We start from the raw sequence: 14817 nt of genomic DNA, 5'->3' as shown, positions 1-14817 counted from the left end.
ACCGGCGGGATCACGCAAGCGCGAGAAACCGGTCGACGAGATCGGGGCGATCGAGCTGCTCGACCCACCAGCGCAACGCGCGGCCGGCTTCGTCGGCGCGCCACGCCATGTAGCAATGCGTCGTGTCGCGCATGCCGGTCACCTGGCGCGCGACGAGCTTGCCCTGTGCGATCGCGCGCGCCGCGATGCAGTCCGGCAGCGTGCCCACGGCGAGCCCTTCGCACTGCGCGGCCAGTTTTGCCGCGAGGGTAGGGACCGCGAGCGTCGGCTGCCCGGCATCGACAGCGATCGAGCGCGGCTGCAGTTCGCGGGACGTGTCGCTGATCACGGCGCCGCGATACTCGACGATCGACGCCATCGACAGCGGTTCGGGCAGGGCCGCGAGCGGATGGGTGGGCGCGATCGCGAACACGTGCCTGAGCGTGCCGATCGGCCGCGTGACGATGCCCGGCAGCTCCGGCGGCTCGCCCGTCGCGCCGACGACGAGATCGGCGCGGCGCGCCACCAGCGCGTCCCACGTACCACCGAGGACTTCGGTCGAGAGCCGCAGCCGCGTGTCCATTTCGAGCCCGTAGAACGCATGCACGTGAGGCCATAGCGCGTCGAACGGCAGGATCTCGTCGATACAGATGCGCAGCTCGGTTTCCCAGCCTTGCTGCGCGCGCTGCGCCTTGAGTTCGAGCTGCTCGGCCGCATGCAGCAGCCGCCGGCCTTCTTCGACGACGACGCGACCCGCATGCGTGAGCTTCGCACGGCGTCCGCTGCGGTCGAACAGCGCGACGCCGAGGTCGCCCTCGAGCTTGTGCACGAGGTAAGTCAGGGCCGATGGGACGCGATGCAGCAGTTCCGCGGCTTCGGCGAACGTGCCGGTACGGTCGATCGCGTCCAGCGCTTCGAGCGCTTCGAATGACAGCTTCATGATGGATTTCACAGGCGGGGCGTCGGGCCGTCATGTTAACGCGCCGAGCCCCTTTGTCCAGTCAATGGCGATCCGTCAGGTCGGCGTCGACTCGTGGTGCTTCGCCGCGGCGTTGGATGGCTGCGCGCCGGGCAGCGAGCCGAACATGTGCTGCGTGCACTTCGCTTCGCTCCATGCGGCCTTCAGGTGGATGCCCGCGAGCATCCGGCGAGCGACCGGCAGGATCTGTTCGCCGGCCAGGATGCCCAACAGCCCGGCCAGCGCAATGGTGGGCGGCGCGGGCGCTTGCACGCCGATCAACGCGTAGACGGCGCCGGCGAGAATGCCGGCCAATAGCGACGAAACGTACGGTTTCATAATATAAATTGAAGTAGGTGACAACCGTGTGGAAGGTGCGAATAAATCCCCCGCCGATGAACCGACGAAGTCGAAAAACAGCCTATCAGGTCATCGCGGGCGCGGCGCGAAAATTCCCCCGATTTAAGATCTTTTAAGGATAGGTTTTCAGGCGGTTTTTAAACAGAACGATTAATTGGCATTGCTTCGAGTTTCCATGTTGAATGGAAGACGTTGGCAGGAAAAACCTCCCAGCACAGCACATCGGGCCCCCGGCTTGCCGGCGAGCCAGGCTTTATTTTTCTCCACGTCAAAGGACATGATCGCCATGAGCAATCCGAAGCTTGAAGTACTCACCCCCCAGAACAGCCAGCTGATCTTCATCGACCAGCAGCCGCAGATGGCGTTCGGCGTGCAGTCGATCGATCGCCAGGTGCTGAAGAACAACGTCGTGGGCCTGGCGAAGGCTGCGAAGGTCTTCAACATCCCGACCACGATCACGACGGTCGAAAGCGACAGCTTCTCGGGCCACACCTATCCCGAACTGCTCGACGTGTTCCCGAACCAGAAGACGCTCGAACGCACGTCGATGAACTCGTGGGACGACCAGAAGGTGCGTGACGCACTGGCCGCGAACGGCCGCAAGAAGGTGGTCGTGTCGGGCCTGTGGACCGAAGTCTGCAACACGACGTTCGCGCTGTGCGCGATGCTCGAAGGCGACTACGAGATCTACATGGTCGCCGACGCATCGGGCGGCACGTCGCAAGCCGCGCACGACATCGCGATGCAGCGCATGGTGCAGGCCGGCGTGGTGCCGGTCACGTGGCAACAAGTGCTGCTCGAATGGCAACGCGACTGGGCACGCCGCGACAGCTACGACGCTGTGATGGCGATCGCGAAGGAGCATTCGGGCGCATACGGGATGGGCGTCGACTACGCGTACACGATGGTCCACAAGGCACCGCAACGCACCGCGACGCCGCACGAGTCGATTCCGCCGGTGCCGGCGAAGTAACGCGCCCACTCGGGATTGTCTATGCCGCCGCGCCGTGCTCGATGAGCGCGCCGCGGCGGTGATACGTCAATGCGGGCGGCGTGACGCGGTTCATCCGCGCAGGCCGCCCGCGGAGCGTTTGCAGGGCATCCGCCTGCATTCCAATTTGTTCGAGAGATTGATCGTATGGAACCTTATCTGGTTTCCCTTGGTGCGGGCCTGCTGATAGGCGTGATCTACAGCGCTATCAAGGTTCGCTCTCCCGCACCGCCGCTGATCGCCCTGGTCGGGTTGCTCGGCATGTTGATTGGCGTGCAGGCGGTCCCCGCCCTCAAGCAGCTCATCGGCCTTTGATCGAAGTGAGGTGACGCAATGACCGCAACCGATACCCAACCGGATCTGATCCTGCACAACGGGCGCATCACGACGCTCGATCGTGCGAACCCCGTCGCCGCCGCGGTGGCGATCAAGGACGGCCGCTTCGTCGCGGTCGGCAGCAACGCGGACGTGATGCCGCTCGCGGGCCGCGCGACGAAGGTCGTCGATCTCGACGGCCGCGCGGTGCTGCCGGGCCTGACCGACAACCATACGCACGTGATTCGCGGCGGCCTGAACTACAACATGGAGCTGCGCTGGGACGGCGTGCGCTCGCTCGCCGTCGCGATGGAGATGCTCCGGCAGCAGGTCGCGATCACGCCCGCGCCGCAATGGGTGCGCGTGGTCGGCGGCTTCACCGAACATCAGTTTGCCGAGAAGCGCCTGCCGACGATCGACGAGCTCAACGCGGCCGCACCCGATACGCCGGTGTTCATCCTGCACCTGTACGATCGCGCGCTGCTGAACGCGGCCGCGCTGCGCGTCGTCGGTTATACGAAGGACACGCCGGAGCCGCCGGGCGGCACGATCCTGCGCGACGCCGCGGGCAACCCGACCGGCCTGCTGCTCGCGAACCCGAACGCGACGATCCTCTACGCGACGCTCGCGAAGGGCCCGAAGCTGCCGTTCGAGTATCAGTACAACTCGACGCGCCACTTCATGCGCGAGCTGAACCGGCTCGGCGTGACGGGCGTGATCGACGCGGGCGGCGGCTCGCAGAACTACCCCGACGATTACGAAGTGATCCGCCAGCTGCACGACGCAGGCGAGATGACGATCCGCATCGCGTACAACCTGTTCACGCAGAAGCCGAGCGCGGAGAAGGAAGACTTCGTGAACTGGACGAAGAGCGTCAAGTATCACGACGGCACCGACTACTTCCGTCATAACGGCGCGGGCGAGATGCTGGTGTTTTCCGCGGCCGACTTCGAGGATTTCCGCGTCGCGCGTCCGGATCTCCCGGCGCAGATGGAGGACGATCTCGAAGGCGTCGTGCGCGTGCTCGCGCAGAACCGCTGGCCGTGGCGCATGCATGCGACCTACGACGAAACGATCAGCCGCGCGCTCGACGTGTTCGAGAAGGTCAACGAGGACATCCCGCTCGAAGGGCTGAACTGGTTCTTCGATCACGCGGAAACGATCTCCGAGCGATCGATGGACCGGATCGCGGCGCTCGGCGGCGGCATCGCGGTGCAGCACCGGATGGCCTATCAGGGCGAGTACTTCGTCGAGCGTTATGGCGCGCAGGCGGCCGAGGCGACGCCGCCGGTCGCGAAGATGCTGTCCAAGGGCATCAAGGTGTCGGCCGGCACCGATGCGACGCGGGTGGCGTCGTACAACCCGTGGGTGTCGCTCGCGTGGCTCGTGACGGGCAAGACGGTCGGCGGCACGCGCCTGTATCCGCAGCGCAATCTGCTCGATCGCGAAACCGCGCTGCGCATGTGGACCGAGTACGTGACGTGGTTCTCGAACGAAGTGGGCAAGAAGGGCCGCATCGCGGTCGGGCAGTTGGCGGACCTGATGGTCCCCGATCGTGATTTCTTCACGTGCGCGGAGGACGATATCGCCGACACGACGGCGTTGCTGACGGTGGTCGGCGGCCGGATCGTGTGGGGTGCCGGGCCGTTCGCGTCGCACGATATGCCGATTCCGCCGGCGATGCCGGACTGGTCGCCGGTGCGCACCTACGGCGGCTATGGCGGCTGGGGCGCGACGCAGCGCGAGGGCGCGCCGCTGCAGCGCGCAGCAGCGGCCGCTGCCGCGTGCGGTTGTTCGACCGCGTGCGGGATGCACGGCCACGCACATGCGAGCGCGTGGGGCCGCACGTTGCCGACGTCGGACGCGAAGGGCTTCTGGGGCGCGTTCGGCTGTTCGTGCTGGGCGGTCTGACATGACGACCGTGACCGGCCGATGTAGCCCCGGGTGGATTCGCGCGCTCCTGTCGCCGGCGTGGGTCGGCGCGCTGGTTCGGCTCGCGCTGGTTTCCGCGTTCCTGATCGGCGGGGTGAACAAGGCGATGCACTTCGACGATGCGATCGCGGAGCAGGCGCATTTCGGCCTGCACCCGCCGGCGCTGTGGGCGGCGCTGGCGATTGCGGTCGAGATCGGCGGCTCGCTGTGCGTGGTGTTTCGCCGCTTCACATGGCTCGGCGCGGGCAGCCTCGGGATGCTGACGCTCGTCGCGATGGTCGTGGCGAACGATTTCTGGAACCGCTCGGGCGTCGAACATTTCATGGCGCTGAACAGCTTTTTTGAACACCTGGGCTTGATTGCGGCGCTCGTCCTTGTCACCATCGTCGGCGATATTCAACGGGGGGAGGGCGACGGCGATATCTGACCGCCGGGTCGGTCCTCCCGCGAACGCGACGCGGCAACCGTGCCATCCACGGTCGCCGCGTCGCCCAACCTTTACGCAAACATCACGAATTGAAATCTGAAGACACCCTTCTTTCCGCGGTCGCCGGGTTCGTCGATACGCTGAGCTTCGTCTCGCTGTTCGGGCTATTCACCGCGCACGTGACGGGCAACTTCGTGCTGATCGGCGCAGGCGTTGCCGGATTCGGGCAGGGCCTCCTGCTGAAACTGAGCGTGTTTCCCGCCTTCATATGCGGCGTCATCGCGGCGAGCCTGATCGCGCGCTCGTTGTCCGCGCGGCCGGCATGGCAGGGCGCGCGTGCGCTGTATGCGGTGCAGGCCGTGATGCTGCTCGGCTTCTGTGCGGCCGGTGTGTGGGCGACGCCCGTCACGCAGTCCGACAGCCTGCCGGTGCTGTTGGCCGGCATCGTCGGCACGTTCGCGATGGGCGTGCAGAACGCGCATCCGCGCGTGATCGCCCGCGCAAGCGTGCCGAACACGGTGATGACGGGCAACGTCACGCAGGCGATTCTCGATGTCGTCGACCTGTTGTCAGCCGGCACGGCCGACAGCGCGCGCGTGGCCGCACGCGCACGGTTCGGCAAGATGCTGCCGGCGATCGTCGCGTTCGCGCTGGGCGCAATGGCTGGCGCGCTCGGCTTTCGCTACATCGGATTCTGGGCGCTGCTCGCGCCGGCTGGCGCGCTTGCGGCACTGGCATTGACGTCCGGCGCGCATGACGCGGCGCCTGCCGTGCGGAGTTGAGATAGCCGGCACGCCGCGCGGCGGCTGGCAGGCCGTCGGCGCAAAGCGGTCTTCGTTGAGATGGGCGAGGGCGCTGCTGGAGCGTACGCGGCGGCGCTCTTCTTACGCCATCGACTCGAGGTCGTACGACGGCGACGGATGCGCTACCGGTCGCCGTCTCTTGGGTTGCCCCAAAACAGGAAGACGATCACACAGCACAACAATGCACCTACCAAAACCAGTTTCATGCTGGGCCTTGCGTGCGGTGGACGGAACGATCGGCATTCAGGTAGCGCGGTCGAATCTCCCCGCGCCGTGCTCCACTCGGAAATCCGATTTCAGAGAACGGCCAGCAACCGCAGCTGATGCTCGGTTTCGGTCCCTTTCACCAGTGCGTAGAACCGCGCCTGCCCACGCTCGAGGGTCGACAGGTTTTGTGCGTCGGAAAACATGTTCCATTCGTCACCGTCGATACGCTCGAGTTTTCCGCGCGTCCGCGCAAACGCAAGCAACAATCGACTGGCTTCCCGCCGGATCACGACGCGCTCCATATCCAGCACATAGGGCTGCCAGCCGCTCAGCAGGACGAGGTAGTGCGGTACGGATGTTGGGTCAGTGATCATCGCGGCGTGGCTTCTTCTCGGACGGCGTTGGCAAATCGGACTCCTTCCAGTCTGTCTTCAGCGCGGGGCGATCGCTGTGGAAGGAAGAGGCCGTCAGCGACATGCTTCACGTGCGTGCGCCGACTTTCCCATTTTCAGCCAAATTGCGCAGTCAACCAACCTTCTCCCCATTTCGCTGCGTACGCAACTGCCTCGTCGCGGCGGTCGAAAGCGGCCAGGTCGCCGCTGCAGAGTACCTGTCGCTCATCTCCGTCGACGAGCAACGTGGTAATCCTCGCATGTGCGATGTACTGTCCATCGGCCCGGCGTGGTGTCGGATCGATTCGGAACCGTGTCGAATTGAAGAGCATGTGCTCCTCCAGATTTAGGGTTGTCGCGGGCTACGTGGCCGTGCGCGCGCGCCACTGTCAGATATGCTCTCGAAGGTAGCGAATGCACTTTATCCGCAGGCCCGATCGATTGGCGATCGCGCCTCGGGGGCGGGCCGTCGAGTCGTCTTCCACGCCAGGAAGCCGCTCCGGCAGCGGAGGACCGTCCACGGCGTGGACGGACTTCGCGATCTGAAGAGACGCGTGTCCTATCCAGACACGATCGCGCCATTCGCATTTCGCGCGATGGACGACAAGCCATGCCTGCAGTGATTCCACGAGCTGAAACGGCGACAACCACTCGCGCGTTTTCCTTTTGGTGACCAGTTGAAGGGCAACAAGGAAACAGAGCAAGTCCACGTACCGGGTCGCGACGCGCATGGTTGGTCTTCTGCTTTTGATGCTTGTGAAGCGTCCGCGCCGGCGGCTCAGCTCAGCTCTGCACGCTGAGCGCTTTCTCGATGGCTGCAATCAATTTGAAGGCATCGTCCCGGCCGATCAGGAGGCCGCGGCTGGTGTACTCACAGCCGAACGCATAGAAGCTCGGCAGTAGCGTCACCATGTCTTTCTGTCGATCGAAATCCACCTGGCATTTCGTCAACGGGAAAAACGGTGGGGCATCGGCCGGCAGGTTGGACACGATGCGCTCCTAGTACATTTTGCGCGGGGGCAACATGCGCTTCGCGCGCAGGCGCTGCCTGGCAACGGCACTGGCCTTTTTGCGCTTGCGTTCCGTCGTCGGCTTTTCATAGCCGGTGCGACTGCGCAGCTCGCGAATCAACCCGGTTTTCTCGATGTCGCGGCGGAATCGGCGCAGTGCGACATCGATCGGTTCGTTGACTTTCAGTGTGACGGTTGTCATGGTTGCCCTGTTTGAGAAGGTTCGTATAAGAAGTTAGCCGAGCCGCGTCATGACGGCGCTCGCTATCTCGTCGGACTCGAATTCCGAGTGTCCGGCACCGATCGATAGCGCGCGTATCGCGCCGTACATTTGCAACTCTTGCTGGTGACACAGAGCCGAATCAGAGATTCCGGCAAGCGAGATCGTGTCGGCCCACGTAACCTCGTGCCGTCCGATCAATGCGAGTAGTTCGTCAATGACCATGTTGCTCTCCAGATTGCCGATGCATCGCATCGGCTGGGTAGCCGCCTCAGCCTGCGTTCGACAGGAACGCGTGTGTTTCGCGATTGTCGTCGATGATGTTCTCGGCATAGCGCACCGATGCGCGACGTGCGTCACCGGCCGTGCCGAACGGCGCGTTGTCGCGAAGCCGGTACGTCTGGCTTTGCGTTTGCGTGTCCGTCGCACCGCGAAGACAAATCCTGACTGCTGCGTCGAAGCCGGCATCGTAGTTGTGCGGAGCACCATTCGCTGCCGGTACGTGCGGGTAAATCAGTGGATAGATCTCGAATCCACGGTAGGAATGCATGCTCATGACAAACTCCTGTCGTTCGGCCGCGGCGAAAAGCACGGTCGAACTCGTCCGGCCAAGGTCCATCCATTGTCGGGCGGGCCGGCGGGGGTGAAAGGGACAAAATTGCAGCGCGGCGGAGGGGATGCAACAAGCGCGCGGTAGTGAAGGGGGGAGCGTTCGGAGGGCGGGTGATCGCTCGGATAAGCCCATCATACGCGCATCGTTGGCCGGGCCTTCAACTTATTCGGTATTACGTGCAGCAACCGGCACGCGCGCGGTGACGGATCGTGACCGCCTTCGCCCCGCGCCGCAACAGGTTGCGCGATGGTCGCCGCTGCCTGTGCAGCCGCGATTCGACGCTATTGCGCAGACGTCGTGCGCTTTTTCTGCTGCGTCTTCGTGATCGAGGACTCTTTCGGCGGCACCCAGTTCAACGCCGTGCCGAGCTTCGGCAGCATCGGGGGCTGCTTGGTACGCGGAGGCGCCTTGTTGCCGCGGGACTGATATTGGGTCATGGAAATTCTCCTGCTGCGTCGCGTGCGCGATCCTGCGAGGATGGCTGGTCCGGGCCCGGATGCGCGGTCGAACACGCGCACCATGACGGGCATCTGCCTGCGCGCAGGTTCAATGTCTCCCTGCGAAGCGGACGGACCAGTCGAGCCGGCCTCGAGACGCGTGGCGCCGCGAGGCCGTGCATGACACAAGGAGCGGCGGCAATGCGCCGCTCCTTGCGCGAAGTCGAGGCTTGAGACGGTTACAGCGGGGTGATGTTCGCTGCCTGCAGGCCCTTGGGGCCGTTCTTGGTCTCGTAGCTCACCTTCTGGCCTTCGGCAAGCGTCTTGAAACCGTCGCCGCGAATTTCGGAGAAGTGCGCGAACAGATCGTCGCCGCCTTTATCGGGCGTGATGAAGCCAAAGCCTTTGCCGTCGTTGAACCACTTGACAGTACCGGTATCCATATTAGATCTCCTGAGAATAGACGAACGGATGCGCCACGAATGGACGCGGGAAAATAATCAAGGAGGGAAAGGACAACGAATACCGCAGTTCGCGGTCGATGATGAGCAGCAGTCGCGCTTCTTGAATACTTCACGGCCGACAGTACGCGGCGGCGACAGAGGTGTCAAGCCTTTTCGGTCGAGGGTGAGAGATGGCCCGGGCGCGTTTCTGACGGATTTCGGGCCAGTTTGAGCGTCGCCGGTGCAGTGGATGGACAAGCCGTTGCGACGACCGTAGCCGCGGTGCGGGAACAGCGAATGCTCGACGTCTGATGAAATCAGCGCCGGCTCACTTGCGTATTGAGCTTGACGCAACACTGTGTGGGGAGGCGTCTGTGAGAACCGAACGAGAGCTGTTTGAGCAATGGTGGTTTCGCGATACGCCTAGCGAATATCGCGCCGACGTCGTCAACCGGGTTCGTGACCAGGACGGCTACGTCCGGGGCACGCGCGTGGCCGCTGCATGGGATGGGTGGCGGGGCGCACGCAAAAGCCAGAGCTGGATCAGGACGAGTCAGCACTGTCCGACGCGTCTGGATGCCGATCAGGCGCTTAACGTGCTGGCCTGGACTCCGGAAGGATTCGCGGTGGTCGCTTCATTCGAGGACGTGGCGAACGTGCAGTCCGGGTACACGCACTGGATTCCGCTTCCATCGGCGCCCGAGAATTAGGGGCCGGTCGGTGCGAAGGAGAGAATCGCCGTCCGGTGCATGCTGCTCGTCGAGGACGCGCCGGAATCGAAAACGCCACTGTAATTTGGGCAGCGTTGGTCCGTGCCGTTGAAAGCGGCACCGCGGTGCTCGCGAGCGCCACGATGGGGCGCGACGCGCAGCTCCGCAGCGCGTCGCCCCGTGGCGATGAACTCAAGCCTCCCGGTATGTCCCCTTGGCTTTCGCCGTTTGCGTCGCGAGCGCATCCATCAGCGGCGGATTCAGGCAATCGTAGGGCTCGAGCCCTTTGGCGCGCAGCGTGTCGCGCACGTCCGCCATCAGTGACGGCGGCGTGCCGCTCTCGATGATCGACGACACGAATGCAGCGAAACCGGGCCCGTCCCAACCGGTATCCGGCGACAGTTCGGTATGAATGAAATCCAGCCCGTAAAACGCATGGTCGGCATTTTCGATGCGGCCGAACAGGTGCGTGCCGCAGGCGGAGCACGCATGGCGCTGAATCAATGCCTTGTCGTCGACGACGCGCAGTTTCTCGCCATGTGCGGTCACGGTGACCTTGTCGCGCGGCACGACGCCCACGACGGAAAACAGCGCGCCGGCGGGCTTCCAGCACTTCGTGCAGCCGCACGCGTGATTGAATGCGACCTGCGCATCGACCCGAACCTCTACCGGATCCTGTGTGCACTGGCAGCTCAGCGTACCGCCCGCGAAATCGGCGGCGCCCTTTTGAATGCCGCGATCGACGGCGGGATGAATGGCGACGGACATGTTCATGCTCCTTTTCGATGCTTCACTGGTGAACGACGGCTCGGATCGACTTCCCGTTGCGTATCGGAGCGAATGCTTCGTTGATGCCGGAGAGCGATTTCGCGTGTGTCACGAACGGCGCAAGCTGAACCTTGCCGTTCGTTGCGTCCTCGACCATGCCGGGTAATTGCGAGCGGCGCTTGCCGGAAAGATCGACCCGTATTCGGCGCGTTGCTCCGGCACGCGCGAACGCATCGATCTGCCTTTTTGCACGACGTGCGCGCACGCAAGAACACGCCACGATTCTGCGCCTTTTAGGTTGCCGCTCGTGGTTCTGGTGAAACTGGGGGGGAGTATATGGCGATACTGGCGGGGAGTATACCCGGCGATGTCCCGATTCCAGGAATCATCGTGCCGGGAGAACGACGGTGGCCTGACGAAAGACGTCGACGTCGCCAAGGACGCGTCGTGATGCGGCGGTGCAAACGGCTGCATGGAGCCGCTTGCACCGCGCAGCTTGCGCACCGGATCGCGAGCAGGCTTCCGGTGCGCTGAGCGGGCCCGGCGTCGCCGGGCCTCCACGATGATCCCGCTATTTCACCGGTGTGAGGATCGGCGCACCCTGGTTCTTGATCATGAACACGACGAATTTTGCCGGCTTCGTGCTGCTGGCATTTCGTCCGACCGTGTGGATGTCCTTCGGGCCTTCGTGGTATGTGTCGCCGGCGTGAAGCGTGACCTCCTTCCCGCCGTTCAGGCCCATCACGATGCTGCCGTCGAGCACATAGACGAATGCGTGCGCGTCGTGACGATGAACGGGATCGACGCTGCCGGGCGGATAATCGACGACGATCATCTCGACCTCCTTGCCCGGATACTCGGGCAACGGCTCCGTGGTCAGCGTCGTAACCTTGGCTTGCGGTGCGGCGGCGGCGGCCGGCTGGACGGGCATCAACAGCGACAGCGTAAGCGGCGCGAGCGTGAGCGTGAGCATGATGCGTTTCATGTCGTTACTCCAGGTTGGCCTTGTCGAGCCCGAACATCTTGTCGAACGATCCGGGCACGATGCGGAACGCGACATTCAGCCGGTTCCAGCAGTTGATCGCACCGACGAGGAACGTCAGATCCGACAGCTCCTTCTCGGAATAGTGAGTCCGCACGCGTTCGTAGAGCTCATCCGGCACGCCATCCGGCTGAAGATGCGTCAGCGCTTCGGTCCATGCGAGCGCGGCGCGCTCGCGCGGCGAGAACAGCGTCGACTCGCGCCAGATCGCGACGTGATGCATGCGCAGTTCGCGCTCGCCGTGGATCCGGGCCGCCTTGACGTGCATGTCGACGCAGAACGCGCAGCCGTTCAGTTGGGATGCGCGAATCTCGACGAGCTCGCGGACCGGCACTTCGATCGTCGTCTTTTGAAACAACCCGTCGAGCTCGACGAGTTTCTTGGTGAATTCCGGCGATTGCTGAAAGTAGTTGATACGTTGCGTCATGATCCGTTCTCCTGATTTGTGGAAGCGGGTACCGCCGGCCCTGCGTATCGCGATCGATCGCACGACCCGCTTGGCAGCCATCGTAATCGCGGGCCTCGCGTGCCAGTAGTACCGGGCGCGTGCGCACTCTGTTGTCGCGTCGGCACCAATCGTCCGCCACGTATGTCGGCGTAATTCGGTCACGCCGACACCGCGAGAATATTGCAGATGCCCTGGCGCGCCATCTTCGTATAGGGGCACAGGCGCTCCGTGTCGCGCACCAGACGTTCCGCGACCTGTCGATCGATACCCGGCATGCGGACGGTGACATTCGCGATCAGCGCATATCCGCCATCCATCGGATCACGACCGAACGTCACTTCGACGGCCACGGTGGCGTCGCGAATATCGATCCGGTCGCGTTGCGCGAGCAGGCTCAGCGCGCCGTGAAAGCACGCGGCGTAGCCGGCGGCCAGCAACTGTTCGGGGTTGGTCCCGCCGCCCGGACCACCGAGTTCGGTCGGCAACCGCAGATCGAGGACGAGACAGCCATCGTCAGAGCGCGCGACGCCGGAAGCACGGCCGTGCCCGGCTTCGCCGCCGGACACGGTGACCGTCGTCGTGTAGAGCGGGGCGAATTCCCGCCCCCGGTATTTGTCGAGCAGTGTCAGCGGCGGAGGTTGCAACCTCTCGTTCTCCATATCTCTCCCGGTCTGTGATCGGCGAACGCGAACGTTCCGAACCTTGCGTGTCCGGACGGTGCGTGGTGCGTCGACGCGCATCGGCGCAAGGGTGCGGGCCCTGCCGGCAAATCGATCCCGATGACCGCCATTCCAACGATGGCCGACGCGCTCTTTGCCATGCTAGGCAAAGACGCGCCGCCGGACCAGATCAGCTTGGGATGCATGGTGTTGCCTACTCCGTACCAATACGGTGAGCGACGGGCGCGAGGGCGCATTGATCTTTTCCGCGACTGCAGTGGCGTGACCGATTGGTGCCGATGAGGAACGGGAAAGTGTTTCGATGCAGGTCTATCTGCGCATGAACGCCGCTCCTAGTATTCCGGCACGGCAAGGCGGTCGAGGCATCCGGTTTTCGATGGCGCCACCCGCCACGCCCCCGCGCGCCGGCTGAACCGTCGACCCCGTGCGCGTGATTGTCGCGCGCCGGTCGATCCCATCGTCTGACCGGCCGGATCGATACGCCGGCGCGGTCGTTACTCCGGAGTGAAGCCCGATGCATTCCTCAACGAAACCTTCACCGCCGCCGCTGACGGGCGGAAAGCTGATCCTTGCGACCCTCGCCGTCGCGCTCGCGACGTTCATGAACGTGCTCGATTCGTCGATCGCCAACGTCGCGATTCCGACCATCTCGGGCAACCTCGGCGTCTCCGTCGACGAAGGCACGTGGGTGATCACGCTGTTCTCCGCGGCCAATGCCGTCGCGATTCCGCTGACGGGCTGGCTTACGCAGCGCGTCGGGCAGATCCGGCTGTTCGTGGCCGCGATCGTGCTGTTCGTGTTTTCGTCGTGGTTGTGCGGTGTCGCGCCGAACCTGCTCGTGCTGCTCGCCGCACGCGTCTTGCAGGGCGTCGTCGCGGGGCCGCTGATTCCGCTGTCGCAAGCGATCCTGCTCGGTTCGTATCCGAAGGAGAAAAGCGCCACCGCGCTCGCGCTATGGTCGATGACCGCGACGGTCGGCCCGATCGCCGGTCCCGCGCTGGGCGGCTGGATCACCGACAGCTACAGCTGGTCTTGGATCTTCTACATCAACATTCCCGTCGGCCTGTTCGCGGCCGGCGTCACGTGGATGATCTATCGCGACCGCGAGACGCAGGTGCGCAAGGTCCCGATCGACAAGGTCGGGCTGATGTCGCTCATCGTGTGGGTCGCGACGCTGCAGATCATGCTCGACAAAGGCAAGGACCTCGACTGGTTCAGTTCGCCCGTGATTTGCACGCTTGCCGTCATCGCCGCCATCAGTTTCCTGTTCTTCCTGATCTGGGAGTTCACGGAGGGAAACCCGATCGTCGACATTCGCCTTTTCGCGTTGCGCAATTTCCGCGGCGGCACGATTGCGATCTCGGTCGCGTATGCGGTGTTCTTCTCGAACCTCGTAATCCTGCCGCAATGGATTCAGGGCTATCTCGGCTATCGATCGGTGGACGCCGGCCTCGTGACGGCGCCGCTCGGGATCTTTGCCGTGATGCTGGCGCCATTGATGGCGAAGATCATGCCGAAGTCGGACGCGCGGGTGCTTGCGACGCTGGCCTTCCTGGGCTTTGCGGGCGTGTTCTTCATGCGCTCGCATTACACGACGGGCGTCGACCCCTATACGCTGGTGCTGCCGACGCTGTTGCAGGGTATTCCGATGGCGCTGTTCTTCACGCCGCTGACCGCGATCATTCTGTCGGGGTTGCCCGCCGAGCGCATTCCGGCGGCCGCCGGCCTGTCCAATTTCGTGCGCGTGTTCGCGGGCGGCGTCGGCACGTCGTTGATCTCGACCGGATGGAACGACCGGACGATCCTGCACCATGCGCGGCTCGCCGAGCAATCGAGCGTGAACAACCCCGTCTATGCGAGTGCCATCGCCCAGCTGCAGGCGACGCTCGGCGGCGGCGCGGATCAGGCCACGACGTTCTTCGAACGCACGCTGAATGCCCAGGCCGCGATGCTCGCGCTGAACGATATCTTCTGGTTGTCGTCGATCATCTTCATCATGATCGTGCCGCTGGTCTGGCTCACCAAACCCGCCAAGGGCGGCGGCGGCATGGCGGGCGGCGCGCACTGAACGGGGCCGCAGGC

General features: G+C 64.1%; 23 protein-coding genes and 1 pseudogene. 7 read left to right on the top strand and 17 right to left on the bottom strand.

From position 1 onward, the window contains the following. Positions 1–10: 10 nt before the first annotated feature. The 3 genes from ABIC50_RS15110 to ABIC50_RS15100 all read right to left on the bottom strand — a co-directional run bounded on the left by ABIC50_RS15110 (position 11) and on the right by ABIC50_RS15100 (position 1585). A complete protein-coding gene (locus tag ABIC50_RS15110; RefSeq protein ID WP_011660706.1) occupies positions 11–919 on the bottom strand; it encodes a LysR family transcriptional regulator in 909 nt (302 codons plus the stop codon). A gap of 75 nt (positions 920–994) precedes the next feature. Then, positions 995–1276 carry a XapX domain-containing protein gene (locus ABIC50_RS15105; protein WP_165754098.1) on the bottom strand — a complete coding sequence of 94 codons (282 nt, stop codon included), beginning with the start codon at positions 1274–1276 and terminating at the stop codon, positions 995–997. A gap of 171 nt (positions 1277–1447) precedes the next feature. Continuing rightward, positions 1448–1585, bottom strand: coding sequence for a hypothetical protein (locus tag ABIC50_RS15100; RefSeq protein ID WP_166488193.1), 138 nt, complete (start codon positions 1583–1585; stop codon positions 1448–1450). Here ABIC50_RS15100 and ABIC50_RS15095 point away from each other — a divergent pair. The 5 genes from ABIC50_RS15095 to ABIC50_RS15075 all read left to right on the top strand — a co-directional run bounded on the left by ABIC50_RS15095 (position 1584) and on the right by ABIC50_RS15075 (position 5744). Next, positions 1584–2270 (top strand): hydrolase, encoded by a 687-nt coding sequence (locus tag ABIC50_RS15095; protein ID WP_011656592.1) that lies wholly within the window; start codon positions 1584–1586, stop codon positions 2268–2270. The two genes, ABIC50_RS15100 and ABIC50_RS15095, sit on opposite strands and share 2 nt — an antisense overlap. 165 nt (positions 2271–2435) lie before the next feature. Beyond that, positions 2436–2603, top strand: coding sequence for a DUF1427 family protein (locus ABIC50_RS15090; RefSeq protein ID WP_011660704.1), 168 nt, complete (start codon positions 2436–2438; stop codon positions 2601–2603). A gap of 18 nt (positions 2604–2621) precedes the next feature. Further along, positions 2622–4514, top strand: a complete 1893-nt coding sequence (locus ABIC50_RS15085; RefSeq protein ID WP_354165032.1) for an amidohydrolase — start codon at positions 2622–2624, stop codon at positions 4512–4514. Between the two features lies 1 nt (position 4515). Next, complete coding sequence (locus tag ABIC50_RS15080) at positions 4516–4962, top strand: DoxX family protein (protein ID WP_354165029.1); 447 nt, start codon at positions 4516–4518, stop codon at positions 4960–4962. Positions 4963–5051: 89 nt separating this feature from the next. Continuing rightward, positions 5052–5744 (top strand): YoaK family protein, encoded by a 693-nt coding sequence (locus tag ABIC50_RS15075; protein WP_354165028.1) that lies wholly within the window; start codon positions 5052–5054, stop codon positions 5742–5744. A gap of 317 nt (positions 5745–6061) precedes the next feature. Here ABIC50_RS15075 and ABIC50_RS15070 read toward each other — a convergent pair whose 3' ends face one another. The 9 genes from ABIC50_RS15070 to ABIC50_RS15030 form a co-directional block, all read right to left on the bottom strand. Further along, positions 6062–6346, bottom strand: coding sequence for a hypothetical protein (locus ABIC50_RS15070; protein ID WP_175670467.1), 285 nt, complete (start codon positions 6344–6346; stop codon positions 6062–6064). Positions 6347–6480: 134 nt separating this feature from the next. Further along, complete coding sequence (locus tag ABIC50_RS15065) at positions 6481–6696, bottom strand: hypothetical protein (protein ID WP_006759567.1); 216 nt, start codon at positions 6694–6696, stop codon at positions 6481–6483. 57 nt (positions 6697–6753) lie between these two features. After that, complete coding sequence (locus ABIC50_RS15060) at positions 6754–7095, bottom strand: hypothetical protein (protein ID WP_012371977.1); 342 nt, start codon at positions 7093–7095, stop codon at positions 6754–6756. 52 nt (positions 7096–7147) lie between these two features. After that, positions 7148–7354, bottom strand: a complete 207-nt coding sequence (locus ABIC50_RS15055; protein ID WP_126223869.1) for a hypothetical protein — start codon at positions 7352–7354, stop codon at positions 7148–7150. 9 nt (positions 7355–7363) lie between these two features. Continuing rightward, positions 7364–7576 (bottom strand): 30S ribosomal protein S21, encoded by a 213-nt coding sequence (rpsU, locus tag ABIC50_RS15050; protein ID WP_006754722.1) that lies wholly within the window; start codon positions 7574–7576, stop codon positions 7364–7366. Between the two features lie 33 nt (positions 7577–7609). Beyond that, complete coding sequence (locus ABIC50_RS15045) at positions 7610–7819, bottom strand: hypothetical protein (protein ID WP_041491858.1); 210 nt, start codon at positions 7817–7819, stop codon at positions 7610–7612. A 46-nt stretch (positions 7820–7865) separates the two neighbouring features. Continuing rightward, a complete protein-coding gene (locus ABIC50_RS15040) occupies positions 7866–8150 on the bottom strand; it encodes a hypothetical protein (protein ID WP_011660698.1) in 285 nt (94 codons plus the stop codon). A gap of 338 nt (positions 8151–8488) precedes the next feature. Next, a complete protein-coding gene (locus ABIC50_RS15035; protein WP_012371974.1) occupies positions 8489–8644 on the bottom strand; it encodes a hypothetical protein in 156 nt (51 codons plus the stop codon). Positions 8645–8883: 239 nt separating this feature from the next. Beyond that, entirely contained in the window at positions 8884–9087 is a 204-nt protein-coding gene (locus ABIC50_RS15030; RefSeq protein WP_011660696.1) for a cold-shock protein, read from the bottom strand. A gap of 374 nt (positions 9088–9461) precedes the next feature. On the opposite strand from ABIC50_RS15030, the gene ABIC50_RS15025 reads away from it, so the two are divergent. Next, positions 9462–9797 carry a hypothetical protein gene (locus ABIC50_RS15025; protein ID WP_354165025.1) on the top strand — a complete coding sequence of 112 codons (336 nt, stop codon included), beginning with the start codon at positions 9462–9464 and terminating at the stop codon, positions 9795–9797. Between the two features lie 192 nt (positions 9798–9989). Here ABIC50_RS15025 and gfa read toward each other — a convergent pair whose 3' ends face one another. The 5 genes and pseudogenes from gfa to ABIC50_RS15000 all read right to left on the bottom strand — a co-directional run bounded on the left by gfa (position 9990) and on the right by ABIC50_RS15000 (position 12714). Beyond that, on the bottom strand, positions 9990–10565 hold the full coding sequence (gene gfa, locus ABIC50_RS15020; RefSeq protein WP_354165022.1) for an S-(hydroxymethyl)glutathione synthase: 576 nt from the start codon (positions 10563–10565) through the stop codon (positions 9990–9992). A gap of 22 nt (positions 10566–10587) precedes the next feature. Then, positions 10588–10746: pseudogene (locus tag ABIC50_RS15015) on the bottom strand (S-(hydroxymethyl)glutathione dehydrogenase); the annotation flags it as partial. A 390-nt stretch (positions 10747–11136) separates the two neighbouring features. Continuing rightward, entirely contained in the window at positions 11137–11550 is a 414-nt protein-coding gene (locus tag ABIC50_RS15010) for a cupin domain-containing protein (RefSeq protein ID WP_354165020.1), read from the bottom strand. 4 nt (positions 11551–11554) lie between these two features. Next, positions 11555–12034 (bottom strand): carboxymuconolactone decarboxylase family protein, encoded by a 480-nt coding sequence (locus ABIC50_RS15005; RefSeq protein ID WP_229083188.1) that lies wholly within the window; start codon positions 12032–12034, stop codon positions 11555–11557. A 179-nt stretch (positions 12035–12213) separates the two neighbouring features. Next, the gene (locus tag ABIC50_RS15000) at positions 12214–12714 is read right to left on the bottom strand and encodes an Ohr family peroxiredoxin (RefSeq protein ID WP_011660691.1); all 501 of its coding nucleotides are present in this window, start codon (positions 12712–12714) and stop codon (positions 12214–12216) included. Between the two features lie 535 nt (positions 12715–13249). Between ABIC50_RS15000 and ABIC50_RS14995 the strand changes: the two genes are divergently transcribed. Then, positions 13250–14803, top strand: coding sequence for a DHA2 family efflux MFS transporter permease subunit (locus tag ABIC50_RS14995; RefSeq protein ID WP_354165017.1), 1554 nt, complete (start codon positions 13250–13252; stop codon positions 14801–14803). The last annotated feature ends 14 nt before the right edge of the window (positions 14804–14817 follow it).

The sequence above is a fragment of the Burkholderia sp. 567 genome (assembly GCF_040545115.1).
Lineage (GTDB): Bacteria > Pseudomonadota > Gammaproteobacteria > Burkholderiales > Burkholderiaceae > Burkholderia > Burkholderia ambifaria.
This window is presented reverse-complemented; position numbering and strand designations above follow the sequence as displayed.